Raw genomic sequence first — 12,798 nt, forward strand, 5'->3', positions numbered from 1 at the left:
CCCGTATGAGGTTGCTGTCCGTAGCCGTCATGGCTTCGCTCCTGCCCGCCGTACCCGCCGCCGCGGCGGCGGAGACCCGGAGCGCGGAGAGCAGAGCGCGGGCGGGCACCACCTACTACGTCGACTCCAAGGCGGGCGACGACGCGGCCGACGGCACCAGCGAGCGCACCGCGTGGAAGTCGCTGGAGAAGGTCGGCGCCGCCGAGCTCAAGCCGGGCGACACGGTCGCGGTCAAGCGCGGCAGCGGCTTCACCGGCCCGCTCACCCTCGAGGCCGACGGCACCGCCGCCCGGCCCATCGTGGTCCGCGCCTACGGCAAGGGCCCGCTCGCGAGGATCAGCGGCACCGAGGACGACTGCGTGATCGTCAAGGGCGACTACTGGCGCATCAGCGGGCTGCGCGCCTCCGGCTGCCGATGGGCCGGCTTCCAGCTCGCCGGCCGCCGCATCGAGCTGTCGGGCGTGCAGGCCGACCGCAACATCGCCGGCGTGCTGGTCACCCCGTCCGGCTCGCACAACACCATCCGCGACAGCGTGCTGACCGACAACAACCGGATGAGCGTCAACGACTCGGGCGGCGACAACGACTCCGGCGCCTTCGGCGTGCTGCTCAACGGCGACGACAACCTCGTCACCGGCAACACCATCACCGGCAGCTACGCCAAGAGCAGCGACTACGGCACCGACGGCGCCGCCGTCGAGATCTTCGGCGGCGACCGCAACCGCGTCACCCACAACGTCGCCCGCGACAACGACACCTTCACCGAGCTCGGCGCGAAGAAGGGCACGACCGCGACCGGCAACGTGTTCGCCTTCAACGTCGTCACCTCCAAGCGCAGCCGCGGCTCGTTCCTCATCACCCGCGGCCAGCGCCACATCGTCGGCCCGGTCAAGGGCACGATCGCGGTGCACAACTCCGTCTACCTGCCGGCCAGGAACACCATCGGCTGGTCCTGCCACGACGGGTGCTCGCCGTCGATACTCAAGCTGCGCAACAACGCCGTCCACGTCGGCGGCGAGGCCGGCTTCGAGGACGGCAAGGGCGCCGACGAGGCGGGCGGCGTCTACAAGGGGCGCAAAGCCCGCTTCAAGCCGGGGCCGAAGACGGTCATGGCCGACCCGAAGTTCGTCTCCCGCACCGACCTGCGGCTGCGTCCCGGCTCTCCGGCGATCGGGCGCGGGGTGCGGCTGAGCTCCACGTGGTACGGCGGCAAGGCGATCTTCAAGGACGCCGCGGGCAAGGTCCTCAAGTCTTCGCCCACCGCGGGCGCCTACCAGCACTGACGCCGTGAGCATCGACTCCGCCCACCTCGAAGCGCGCCGCGAGCTGGTGAAGAGGCTCGCCGACTCCGAGGCCCCCAGGCACTACTGGCACCTGGGGGACGAGGACGGGCGGGCCTGGCTGTTCGAGAGCGTCGAGGGCGACGGCGAGCACTGGGCGGTCCGCCAGGTCGAGGTGGGCGCCGACGGTGCCGACGGTGCCGATCGCGCCGCCCGCCGCTACTGGTGGCGTCACCTCCAGGACGGCCAGGGCTTCCTGTCCGACCAGCCGCTGGAGATCTGGGAGCTGACCGAGATCACCCCCGAGGCGTTCGAGGCGGTCTGGGCCGCCGTCGGCTGACCCCTTCGCACGACCGCCGCCGCCCGCCGGCCCGCCTACTGGCCGGCCAGCGCCGGATAGAGCAGCTCCAGGCCGCCGGACAGCCCCGACCTGGCCTGCCTGCTGACGTCGTCGGCCAGCACCTCGTACGCCCCCGACTCCAGCCCGTCGAGCGTGGCCGCGACCACGTCCTCGGGGGCGATCTTGGGGCCGGTGATGCTCGCGGCCATGTCGGTGTCGATGTAGCCGGCGTGCACGCCCACCACCTGCGTGCCCTGCTCCAGCAGCTCCAGCCGCAGCGCGTTGGTCAGCGACCAGGCCGCGGCCTTCGACGCCGCGTACGTGGTGACGCGCGGGAACGTGAGGTACGACAGCACCGACAGGACGTTGACCAGCGCGCCGCCGCCGTTGCGGGCCAGCACGGGCGCGAAGGCGCCGCTCATGGCCAGCGTGCCGAAGTAGTTGACCTCCATCTCGGCCCTGGCCGCCGCCGGGCCCGGGTTTTGGCTGTGGGAGACGCCCGCGTTGTTGATCAGCAGGCTCACGTCGCCGCAGAGCTCGGCGGCGGCGGCCACGGCGGCCTGGTCGGTCACGTCGAGCGCGATCGGCGTCAGGTCCGGGTCGGTGATCGAGGCGGGGTTCCTGGCGGCGGCGTACACCTTGCGCGCGCCGCGCTCCAGCAGGGCGCGGGCGAACGTGGCGCCCAGGCCGCGGTTGGCGCCGGTGACGAGGGCGACGCTGTCGGTGATCTTCATGAGGTTCGCTCCAGGGTGAGTGGCTCGGTGGCCGGGAGGACGCCGGTGCGCATTGGTGCGTACGGCCTGCACGATGACGGCATCACGCATCGCGGCACCGTCCGCTTGGGTTGGATTTTCCAACCCACCATAAGTGAGTTGGAAAATCCAACGCAACCCCTACCAGGAAAATCAGCCCGGCCCGTGGATGATCACCCGGATCTCGCGGTGTCGAAGCCGCGCTCGGCCTCCTCCGGATCGCCGGGCAGGAGCCCCTGCGCCTCGGCGATGACGACACCGGAGACGAACGCCTTTCAGCACGTCGTGACCAGGCCCAGGAAGGCGGACGAGCTCAGGAAGGCGGACGAGCTCAGGAAGGCGGACGAGCTCAGGAAGGCGGACGAGCGCTCCTGCCGGCGCGACATCGCCACGATGCGGTCGCTGGTGGACGACGTGATCAAGCGGCGCAGGGCCGAGGGCGCACAAGACGATCATGAAGCTGGACGTCATCCCGCGCATTCTGGACGAGCATCCCGAGCATGACCTGCCCTGCGGGGGCGGGCTGGCCGCCTGGGAGCAGGGCGGGCACGTGTACGTCTGCGGCGACGGCCTCCGGATGGCGCCGGCCGTCCGGCAGGTCCTGCTCGGCCTTCACCGCGACAGGACCGGCGAGGACGGGGCCGCGTGGCCGGCGGAGCTGGAGGAGCGGGGCCGCTACCAGCAGGACGTGTTCGCCTGAGCGTTTCGAGCGGCGCTTTGTCCGGGGATGCGGCGGGGCAGACAGTCCCTTTATCGACAATCCGGACTTAACACTGCAATGTTGGAAATAACCGCAGCGTGCACGACATATCCGTGGAACATGCTCGAAACTTGTCCACGGCACTGTGAGAGCCTCTGCGGAAAGGGGGCGGACATGCTGCTGCGTCTGAGGGTGTCACTGCCCGACAGGCCCGGCGGACTCGGCCAGGTGGCCAAGGCCCTGGGTACGTTGGGCGCCGACATCCTGCAGGTCACCGTGCTCGAACGCGAGGCGGGACGGGCGGTGGACGACTTCACCGTCTCCTGGCCCGCGCCGGTGACCACAGAAGAGGCGCGCGAGCGGCTCTCCGCCCTGCCGGGGGTCCGGGTCGAAGGGGTGTGGCCCACCAAGGAGGTGCCCGGCTCCGCCCTCGACTACGACCTGCTCATGCACGTCGCCAGCGAGCCCGCCCGGGGCTTCGCCACGCTCGTGGACGCGCTGCCCGGCCTGTGCGGGGCCGAGTGGTCATTGGCGGTGGCCGACGGCGTCGTCCAGCACGCCTCGCACGCCGCGCCCGCCTCGTTCGACCTGCCGGAGCCGCCCCCGAGGGCGGTCGCCAGGGACGCCGAGAAGCTGCGCCTCATGCTGCTGCCCGTCGTGGCCGCCGGGCTGCACGTGGTGGTGGCGCGGGCCGACGGGCCCGACTTCCACCGCGCCGAGGTGGAGCGCGCCGCCCGCATCGTGGACGTGGTGTCCAAGCTGGCGGCCCGCGCGTAACCGTTGACCGAATAATGATCTGGTCACTAACGTGGGCGGTCACGACGGTGTGAACAGGAGCCGCCCTTGACCGTCCACGAGCCCGCCATCGGCCGCTACTACGAGGACTTCACCGTCGGGGACGTCTACCAGCACCCCATGGGCCGCACCATCAGCGAGGCCGACAACACCTGGTTCACGCTCCTGACGATGAACACCAACCAGAACCACTTCAACGCCCACTTCGCCGCCAAGGCCCCCACCGGGAAGATCATCGTGAACTCGGGGCTGACCGTGGCCATCGTGCTCGGCCTGTCCGTCATCGACGTCAGCCAGACCGCGATCATGAACCTCGGCTGGACCGACATCAAGCTCACCCACCCCGTCTTCGTCGGCGACACCCTCTACGCCGAGTCGAAGGTGACCGCCAAGCGGGAGTCGAAGTCGCGGCCGTACGCCGGGATCGTCACCGCGTACACGCGCGGGCTCAACCAGGACGGCGACGAGATCATGTCCTGGACCCGCACCGTCATGGTCTACAAGCGCGACGCACCCCACGACAAGGGCTACTTCCCCCAGGCCAGGACCGGCCCGCTCTGAGGAGTTGAGTCACATGGACTTCGAGCTGACCGACGAGCAGAAGGCGTTCCGCGAGACCCTGCGCGCGTTCGTGGACAAGGAGATCATGCCGGTCGCCACCGAATGGGAGCACTCCGGGCGCTATCCGGCCGAGATCATCGACAAGATGAAGCAGATGGGGCTGTTCGGGCTGTCCGTCCCCGAGGAGTACGGCGGGCTCGCCGCCGACATGGTCTCCTTCGCGCTCGTCTTCGAGGAGATCGCGCGCGGCTGGATGGGCGTCGCCGGCACGATCGGCTCCCACTCGCTGGCCTGCTGGATGATCGCCCGCCACGGCACCGACGAGCAGAAACGCCGCCACCTGCCCGACCTCGCCACCGGCGCGCGGCGCACCGCCATCGCGCTCACCGAGCCGGGCGCCGGCACCGACCTGCAGGGCATCCAGACCCGCGCGGTCCGCGACGGCGACCACTACGTCGTCACCGGCACCAAGACCTGGATCACCAACGCCCGCCACGCCGACCCGCTGCCCGTCCTGGTCAAGACCTCCATCGAGGAGCCCGCCCACAAGGGCATGTCCGTGCTGCTCGTCGACCCCGATCTGCCCGGCTTCTCCGTCAGCCGCGATCTGCCCAAGCTCGGCTACAAGGGCACCGAGACCTGCGAGGTCGTGCTCGACGAGGTGCGGGTGCCGGTCTCGTGCCTGCTCGGCGGCGCCGAGGGGCGCGGCATGCAGCAGGTGCTCGGCGGGCTGGAGATGGGCCGCATCAACATCGCCGCCCGCGCCGTCGGGGTCGCCCAGGCCGCGTACGACGCCGCGCTCGCCTACTCCCGCGACCGCACCGCCTTCGGGCAGCCCATCGCCGGCTTCCAGGCCATCCAGCTCAAACTGGCCGACATGGCGACCGAGATCCAGGCGGCCCGGCTGCTCACGTACTGGGCGGCCTCCCAGGCCGACGGAGGCCGGCGGGTGGACATGGAGGCCGGCATGGCCAAGTACTTCGCCTCCGAAGTGGCGCTGAAGGCGTCCCTCGACGCGATGCGCATCCACGGCGGGTACGGCTACTCCCAGGAGTACGTGGTCGAGCGGCTCTACCGCGACGCGCCGCTCATGGCGATCGGCGAGGGCACCAACGACGTGCAGCGCATGGTCATCGCGCGCTCGCTCATCTCGGGAAAGGGCAAGGTCGGCTGGTGACGCCGCCGCTCCCTGGGCCGCTGCTTATCCTGAGCGCGGAGGGACTGCGGGAGCGAGGAACACCATGTCCGACGACGAGGACACCGCCCACGAGCACGGGCATGGGCACGGGCATGGGCCCGAACATCGGCCCGAACATGGGCATGGGCATGGGCGTTCGGGCCGGTGGCGGGGGATCCGAGGTGTGGTGCAGCGGATCACGCACGCCGTCACCCCGCACAGCCACGACACCGCCGGCAAGACCGACACCCCCCTGGAGACCAGCAGCAGGGGCATGCGCGTGCTGGCCGTCTCGTTCGCCGTCCTCATGGTCACCGCCGCCGTCCAGGCCGTCATCGTGGCGGTGTCCGGCTCGGTCGCGCTGCTCGGCGACACGCTGCACAACCTGGCCGACGCCCTCACCGCCGTCCCGCTGGCCATCGCGTTCTCGCTCGGCCGCCGCGCCGCCACCCGCCGCTACACCTACGGCTACGGCAGGGCCGAGGACCTCGCGGGCATCGTCATCGTCGCGCTCATCGCCGTATCCGCCGCCCTGGCCGGGTACGAGGCCGTCACGCGCCTCCTCGACCCCCAGGAGATCAGGGCGGTCGGCTGGGTGGCCGGGGCGGCGCTGATCGGGTTCGCGGGGAACGAGTGGGTCGCCCGCTACCGCATCAAGGTCGGCAAGGAGATCGGCTCGGCCGCCCTCGTCGCCGACGGCCTGCACGCCAGGACCGACGGCTTCACCTCCCTGGCCGTCCTCCTGGGCGCCGGCGGCGCCGCGCTCGGCCTGCCGCTGGCCGACCCCGTCGTGGGCCTGCTCATCACCGTCGCCATCTGCTTCGTGCTGCGCGACGCGGCCCGCGAGATCTACCGCCGCCTCATGGACGCCGTCGACCCCGCCCTCGTGGACGCCGCGGAACGCATCCTCACCTCGGTGAACGGCGTCCGCCGCGTGGGCTCCGTACGTCTGCGCTGGATCGGGCACGCCCTCCACGCCGAGGTAGAGATCCTCGTCCCCCACGACATGTCCGTCATCACCGCTCATGGGGTCGCGGTCGAAGCCGAACACCGCCTCATCCACGAACTCCCACGCCTACGGGCCGCCACGGTCCACACCGACCCCGACGGCCCCGCCGACGCCGACCACCACGCCACCCTCACCACCCACCGCCCCCACTGACCCACCCCGCTCCGTCGACTGTGAACGATATGGCGAGTGACGGAAGGTGACTCTGCGTTGTAGTGCACGGGTGAATGCGGAGGAGCGGACGCTCGGCGGAGACAGTGAACCGCGCGTGCACCACAGCGGTCCGGCGGTGGCGACCGCTATGCAGGACCTGCCTTGAAGGTCACCCAGGCGTACCGATACGCGCTGGACCCCACTACGGAGCAAGCCGAGGGGTTGGCCTCGCACTGCGGCGCGGCGCGGTTCGCGTTCAATTGGGGCTTGGCCCGCGTCAGGGCCGCTCTTGCGCAGCGGGCAGCCGAGCAGTCTTACGGCATTTCCGCAGAGTCACTGACCGAAGTCCCCTGGAACCTGTACGCGCTGCGCCGAGCGTGGAACCTGGCGAAACGCACAGACGCGCCATGGTGGGCAGAAAATTCCAAAGAGGCGTACACTTCCGGCCTGGGCGGGTTGGCGCGTGCCTTGCAGAATTGGTCGGCTTCCCGTAGGGGCAAGCGGGCGGGTGAACGGGTCGGGTTTCCGCGTTTCACGGCGAAACACCGAGCCATGCCGTCGTGCCGGTTCACCACCGGTCCCCTTCGGGTGGAGGCCGACCGGCGGCATGTGACGCTGCCTCGGCTGGGCACGATCCGCCTCTGCGAGTCCGCCCGCAAATTGGCCCGCCACATCGAGCGCGGCACCGGCCGGATCCTTTCGGCCACGGTCCGGCTCGACGGCCGCCGTTGGTTCGTCTCGTTCACTTGCGAGATCGTCCGGCCCGACCGCTCGCCGGCCCGGCCGGACGCGGTCGTCGCTCTTGACCTCGGCGTCAAGGTGCTGGCGGTGTTGTCCACCGGTGAAGTGATCAACAACCCCCGGCATCATCGGTCTGCGCTACGGAAACTGCGCCGGTTGAACAAGCAACTGGCCCGCCGCCGAGGCCCGCGCGCCCCAGACGGGAGCAGGGGGAACGCCTCCGCCCGCTGGCACCAGACCCGAGCGGCTCTCACCAAGACACACGCCCATGTCGCCGCCCAACGGCGCGACGGTCTGAACAAGCTGACCACCCGCCTGGCGTCCACCTACGGCACCGTCGTGACCGAGGACCTGAACGTGGCCGGGATGCTCGCCAACCGCCACCTCGCCCGGGCCGTCGCCGATGTCGCCATGGGCGAGACCCGACGACAGCTGTCATACAAGACCACCCGGAACAAGGGCAGGCTGGTCGTTGCCGATCGCTGGTTCCCCTCTTCGAAGACGTGCTCTGCATGTGGCGCGGTGAAAGCCAAGCTCGCCCTATCGGAGCGCACCTATTCATGCACCGAGTGCGGTTTGCTCCTGGACCGGGACGTCAACGCCGCACGCAATCTGGCCGCGCTCGCGGTCGACGTCGCCCAGAGTTGCGGGGAGACGGAAAACGCCCCTCGGGATACCGGGCAGGACGGCTCCGATCGTCCTGGCAGAGCTGGTGTAAGACCCGCCTCGGTGGGCGGTCGGCGATGAAGCGGGAACCCCTTCGCGGGGGAACGCCAGGCCGTAAGGTCATGGCTGCCGGCGCGCGCTTCGGTAGTGCTCGCTCACTGGCAACGGTAGGTTGGTGCGGGTGTCCGCAGCCGCTTCATCCCCCGCGTCCCCGGCCGCCCTCACCTCATCCTCCCGGCTCGCCTGGCTCGACGCTTTGCGGGGGATCGGTGCGCTCGCGGTGGTGGCCGAGCACATGTTGCCGTGGTTCGTGCCCAGTCTGAGGCCCTACTGGTTCAGTCTCGGCGTTTACGGGATTTTCGTGTTCTTCCTGGTCAGCGGTTACATCATCCCGGCGTCGCTGGAGCGGCACGGTGATGTGCGGGCGTTCTGGATCAGCCGGTTCTTCCGGCTCTACCCGCTCTACCTCGCGATCATCGTGCTCGTGCTGGCGCTCGCCTGGTGGGTGCCGGTGCGGGAGGCGGTGGTGCGGGACGGCAGCGCGGTGGCGGCGCACGCGACGATGCTGCTCGACGTCGTGGGCATCGGCGGGGTGGCCGACACCATGTGGACGCTGTCGTACGAGATGGTGTTCTACCTGGTGGTCACGGCGCTGTTCCTGACGCGCGGGCATGAGCGCAGCGGGACGTGGGCGATCGTGTTCGCGGTGGCGGCGGTGCTGGTGGGGCTGGTGGCGTCGGGGGCGGTGTTCGGGGGCGGGTGGCCGGCGTACGTGTCGTGCGCGGTGTTCGTCCTCGGACTGACGGGCGTGGTGCTGGGCCGCCTGCGCACGGTCTCGGCGTGCCTGCTGGGCGTGATGGCGGTGGCCTGCCTGCTGCTGAGCAGCCGGGTGCCGTGGCTGGGGGCGGCGGTGCTGGCGGTGATGTTCGCGGGGACGGCGATCTACCGGTGGGAGCGCGGCACCGGGCCGCTGTGGCCGGTGGCGGTGACGGCGGCGCTGGTGGTGGTCGCGCCCGTCTGGGCCATCGAGAGCGGCTGGTGGTGGGTGCGGGCCGACGTCTGGCTGACGACGATCGCGCTGGCGGCGGCCACGTTCGCGGGCGGGATGGCGTTGCGGGGGCGGCGGCTGCCGCGGGTGCTGGTGTGGTTCGGGCTGATCAGTTACTCGCTCTATCTGGTGCACCATCCGCTGCTGAAGTACTTCGTGCAGGTCAGCGGGGATCTGCGGCAGGCGGCGCTGCCGTACCAGCTGCTGATGACCGCCGTGGCGCTGGCAGTGATCATCGGGGCGAGCGCGCTGACGTACCGGTTCGTGGAGAAGCCGATGCAGGACCTCGGCCGGCGGGTCTCACGCCGGTGCCGCGGCGGGCTCCAGGGCGGCGGCGAGGCGCGGGTGCCGGGCGAGGACGCGGGCGACGACCGGGTCCTCGGCCATCAGGAACGCCAGGTGCCGCACGGCGTGGGCGACCACGTTGGCCAGGGCGACACGGTCGGGTGACGGCGCGGCGGGAGCCCGGCCGCGGGCGATCTCCAGCACCGGCACCTCGACGGCGGGCAGCCACGGCTCGGGGTCGGGGCAGATCGCGTAGGTGAGGACGACTCCTCCGTCGGGTTCGTAGCGCCAGCTCGTGGAGTGGACGACGGTGCCCGAGTCGCCGGCGGCCACGCCGGCCAGCCGCCGGGCCGCCGCGTCGGGGCTCTCGCCGGGTCGTGGGCTGGTCAAGGCCGACCGGTACGACCAGCGGCGCCGCGCGTCCACCCGTAGCATGAGCGTCTCGACCGAGACCACGTGTCCTGCCGTCACCGTCACCAACTTACTGCCAGTCATGTGCAGGTGCGTTCCACGGGCATGTCCCTTTTCGCTCTTGAAACAGCAGGGCGGCCGGGTTGTGATCGAGGGCGTGCGAGAGAGAGGCCGACAGCCATGCCCGGTTTGCTGGTGTTGATGGGGTCGGGCGAGACGAGCCCGACCATGGTCGAGGTCCACCGCGCCGCGGCGCGGACGCTGCGCGCGGGGGCGCGGGCCGTGCTGCTCGACACTCCCTACGCCTTCCAGGAGAACTGCGCCGACATCTCCGCCCGCGCCCGCCGCTACTTCGCCCGCAGCGTCGGGCTCGAGGTGGAGGTCTCGCCGGCGATCACGGGCGCCGACTGGGTGTTCTCGGGGCCCGGCAGTCCCACGTACGCGCTCGACCGCTGGGCCGGCTCGGGCGTCGCGGGTGATCTGCGGGCTCGCGTACGCGCCCGCTCGAGCGTGACCGTGCTGGCGTCGGCGGCGGCCTGCACGGCGGGCCTGGCGACCGTGCCGGTCTACGAGATCTACAAGGTGGGCGCGGAGCCGCACTGGCGCGAGGGGCTCGACCTGCTGGAGCCGCTGGGCCTGCGGGCGGTGCTGATCCCGCACTTCGACAACGCCGAGGGCGGCACCCACGACACGCGCTTCTGCTACCTGGGGGAGCGGCGGTTGTCCCGCATGGAACGCGAGCTGCCGCCCGGCACCGCCGTGCTCGGCATCGACGAGCACACCGCGCTGGTCATCGACCTGCACAGCGAGGAGGTGCGGGTGGCGGGGCGCGGCGGGCTGACCGTGCGGCTGCCCGGGTCGGTGACGGTGCTGCCGGCCGGCACCCGTACGGACCTGGCCGGGCTGCGCCGCCTGGCCGAGGGGAAGACGGCGGGCGCCGCACCCGCCCCTGCCGCGGCGGAGCCGCGGGCCGTGCCCGCGGAGGTGACGCTGGAGGAGTCGATCCGGTCGTGCGAGGAGGCGTTCAACGCCGCAGCGGCCAGGCACGATCCGGTGGTGGCCGCGGGGGCGGTGCTCGACCTGGAGGCGGAGATGGTCAAGTGGGCGGCCGACACCGAGGAGGACTCGGGCGGCGTGGAGCAGGCCAGGGAGCTGGTGCGGCTGCTGATCGCCCGGCTCGGCGAGCTGGCCGCCGCGTCGGGACGGCGCTCGGAGGGCCTGACCGCCCTGGTGGAGCCGCTGCTCGAGCTGCGGGCCTCGCTGCGGGAGAGCGGCCGGTACGACGTCGCCGACGCCCTGCGCGCGGCCCTGGTCCGAGGTGGCGTCGCCGTCGAGGACACCCCCGAGGGCTCCCGCTGGAGCCTCGCCTAGAACACGGGTGATGACGGCCGGCACGTGTGCCCGTGAAGCCGCCGTCGGCACACGGGTCCGGCAGAAGGCGGGGTCTCCGTCTTCGGGGGGGTCGCGGGTCAGCGGCGGGGCGGGTCGATGCGGGCGCCGTCCGAGGTGAAGATCATGATGCGGGAGAGGTCGACGGCCACCTTGGCCGCGTCCCCCTGGCGCCAGATCGGCCGGTTGCCCAGGCGGACGATCAGGTCGGAGCGGCGGTGGATGCCGCTGCCGTTGGGGTGCTGCCCGACCTGCTCCTGCTCCTGCCACTCCGCTTCCTCGCGGGAGAACAGCCGCCGCACCAGCCCGGTCAGCTTGCCCGTGCCGTTCGCGCCGCCGCCGGAGCGCCGCCGCTGCCGCGGGTCGGGCGGCTCAGGCACCGGTACGGCCGGCATCCCGCACTCCAGGTACGCCAGCCACTCGTGCCCGTGGTACTCCAGCGCCCGCACCCGCCCGTAGAAGGCCGGCCCCTCGTACGACTCCGGCACCGGCGCGAGCCCGTCCGGCCGCAGCCCGACGAGCACCTGCCCGCCGGTGTGCTGCGAGATCGCGTACGCCCTGGGATCGCTCCACGGCATCGTCAGCCGGTGCGGCCCGAAGTCGAGCATGACGTACTGGTTCTGCGGCGTCCTGACACCGGCCGCCAACAGGTTCAACTGCTGGGAGTTGAGGAACGCGGCCACGAACGCGGTCGCTGGATCGTTGTAAATCTGGGCCGGAGTGCCGACGTCCTGGAGGACCCCGCGATTCAGGATCGCGATGCGGTCGGCCAGGGTGAGCGCCTCGACCTGGTCGTGGGTGACGTAGATGGTGGTGACGCCGAGCGACCTGACCAGCGCGGAGATCTCCATGCGCAGCTCGGTGCGCATGCCGGCGTCGAGGTTGGACAGCGGCTCGTCCATGAGGAACAGCTTGGGCTGGCGGACGATGGCCCGTCCCATGGCCACCCGCTGCCGCTGGCCGCCGGACAGGGTGCCGGGGCGGCGTTCGAGCGTCTCGTCGATGTGCAGCGCCTTGGACAGTTCGGTGACGCGCTCGCGGACCATCGCGGGGTCGGCCTTGGCGATCTCCAAGGGGAAGGCGATGTTCCCTCTGACCGTTCTGTGGGGGTAGAGGGCGCCGTTCTGGAAGACCATCGCCACGTCGCGGTCGCGCGGCGCGAGGTGGTTGGCCAGCTCGCCGTCCAGCCACAGGTCGCCCTCGGTGATGTCCTCCAGTCCCGCGATCATGCGGAGGAGGGTGGACTTGCCGCAGCCCGATGGGCCGAGCAGCACGAGGAACTCACCGTCTTGCGCTTGAAGGCTCAGCCGGTCGACCGCGAGATAGTCGCCCGGATACACCTTTGACACTTTGTCGAGAACGACCGAGCTCATGGGCCCACACCTTGCGCGCGTGTCACCTGTGACGGGGCTTATTGGAGAGGTAGTACATCGCGCCTTAACGGTACATGTCCACCCTTGACATAAAGAATCTCGTTCGGCGGGCGTTTCG

At 71.0% G+C, this 12,798-nt stretch carries 13 protein-coding genes; 10 read left to right on the plus strand and 3 right to left on the minus strand.

Going from position 1 to position 12,798, the window contains the following annotated elements; all coding sequences use genetic code 11:
- Positions 1-29: 29 nt before the first annotated feature.
- Together AB0K28_RS08495 and AB0K28_RS08500 are read left to right on the plus strand one after the other, a co-directional pair.
- Complete coding sequence (locus tag AB0K28_RS08495) at positions 30-1,283, plus strand: right-handed parallel beta-helix repeat-containing protein (RefSeq protein WP_364366717.1); 1,254 nt, start codon at positions 30-32, stop codon at positions 1,281-1,283.
- 4 nt (positions 1,284-1,287) lie between these two features.
- Positions 1,288-1,620: a hypothetical protein gene (locus tag AB0K28_RS08500; protein ID WP_364366720.1), complete on the plus strand. Its 333-nt coding sequence runs from the start codon at positions 1,288-1,290 to the stop codon at positions 1,618-1,620.
- A gap of 35 nt (positions 1,621-1,655) precedes the next feature.
- Here AB0K28_RS08500 and AB0K28_RS08505 read toward each other — a convergent pair whose 3' ends face one another.
- The gene (locus AB0K28_RS08505) at positions 1,656-2,354 is read right to left on the minus strand and encodes an SDR family oxidoreductase (RefSeq protein WP_364366722.1); all 699 of its coding nucleotides are present in this window, start codon (positions 2,352-2,354) and stop codon (positions 1,656-1,658) included.
- Between the two features lie 293 nt (positions 2,355-2,647).
- Positions 2,648-2,794, minus strand: a complete 147-nt coding sequence (locus tag AB0K28_RS08510; RefSeq protein WP_364366725.1) for a hypothetical protein — start codon at positions 2,792-2,794, stop codon at positions 2,648-2,650.
- Positions 2,795-2,826: 32 nt separating this feature from the next.
- Between AB0K28_RS08510 and AB0K28_RS08515 the strand changes: the two genes are divergently transcribed.
- The 8 genes from AB0K28_RS08515 (at position 2,827) to AB0K28_RS08550 (ending at position 11,289) form a co-directional block, all read left to right on the plus strand.
- Positions 2,827-3,072, plus strand: a complete 246-nt coding sequence (locus AB0K28_RS08515) for a hypothetical protein (RefSeq protein ID WP_364366728.1) — start codon at positions 2,827-2,829, stop codon at positions 3,070-3,072.
- Positions 3,073-3,246: 174 nt separating this feature from the next.
- On the plus strand, positions 3,247-3,849 hold the full coding sequence (locus AB0K28_RS08520) for an ACT domain-containing protein (protein ID WP_364366731.1): 603 nt from the start codon (positions 3,247-3,249) through the stop codon (positions 3,847-3,849).
- A gap of 66 nt (positions 3,850-3,915) precedes the next feature.
- Entirely contained in the window at positions 3,916-4,428 is a 513-nt protein-coding gene (locus AB0K28_RS08525; RefSeq protein WP_364366734.1) for a MaoC family dehydratase, read from the plus strand.
- A 13-nt stretch (positions 4,429-4,441) separates the two neighbouring features.
- On the plus strand, positions 4,442-5,605 hold the full coding sequence (locus AB0K28_RS08530) for an acyl-CoA dehydrogenase family protein (protein ID WP_345402250.1): 1,164 nt from the start codon (positions 4,442-4,444) through the stop codon (positions 5,603-5,605).
- Positions 5,606-5,792: 187 nt separating this feature from the next.
- Positions 5,793-6,767 carry a cation diffusion facilitator family transporter gene (locus AB0K28_RS08535; RefSeq protein WP_364366737.1) on the plus strand — a complete coding sequence of 325 codons (975 nt, stop codon included), beginning with the start codon at positions 5,793-5,795 and terminating at the stop codon, positions 6,765-6,767.
- Between the two features lie 162 nt (positions 6,768-6,929).
- Positions 6,930-8,255, plus strand: a complete 1,326-nt coding sequence (tnpB, locus tag AB0K28_RS08540) for an IS607 family element RNA-guided endonuclease TnpB (RefSeq protein WP_364366740.1) — start codon at positions 6,930-6,932, stop codon at positions 8,253-8,255.
- A gap of 100 nt (positions 8,256-8,355) precedes the next feature.
- Positions 8,356-9,672, plus strand: coding sequence for an acyltransferase (locus AB0K28_RS08545; RefSeq protein WP_364366743.1), 1,317 nt, complete (start codon positions 8,356-8,358; stop codon positions 9,670-9,672).
- A 426-nt stretch (positions 9,673-10,098) separates the two neighbouring features.
- The gene (locus AB0K28_RS08550; RefSeq protein ID WP_364366746.1) at positions 10,099-11,289 is read left to right on the plus strand and encodes a hypothetical protein; all 1,191 of its coding nucleotides are present in this window, start codon (positions 10,099-10,101) and stop codon (positions 11,287-11,289) included.
- Positions 11,290-11,387: 98 nt separating this feature from the next.
- Here AB0K28_RS08550 and AB0K28_RS08555 read toward each other — a convergent pair whose 3' ends face one another.
- Entirely contained in the window at positions 11,388-12,680 is a 1,293-nt protein-coding gene (locus tag AB0K28_RS08555; RefSeq protein WP_364366749.1) for an ATP-binding cassette domain-containing protein, read from the minus strand.
- Positions 12,681-12,798 lie beyond the last annotated feature (118 nt).

This window comes from Nonomuraea sp. NPDC049504 (assembly GCF_040676845.1).
Classification (GTDB): Bacteria; Actinomycetota; Actinomycetes; order Streptosporangiales; family Streptosporangiaceae; genus Nonomuraea; species Nonomuraea salmonea.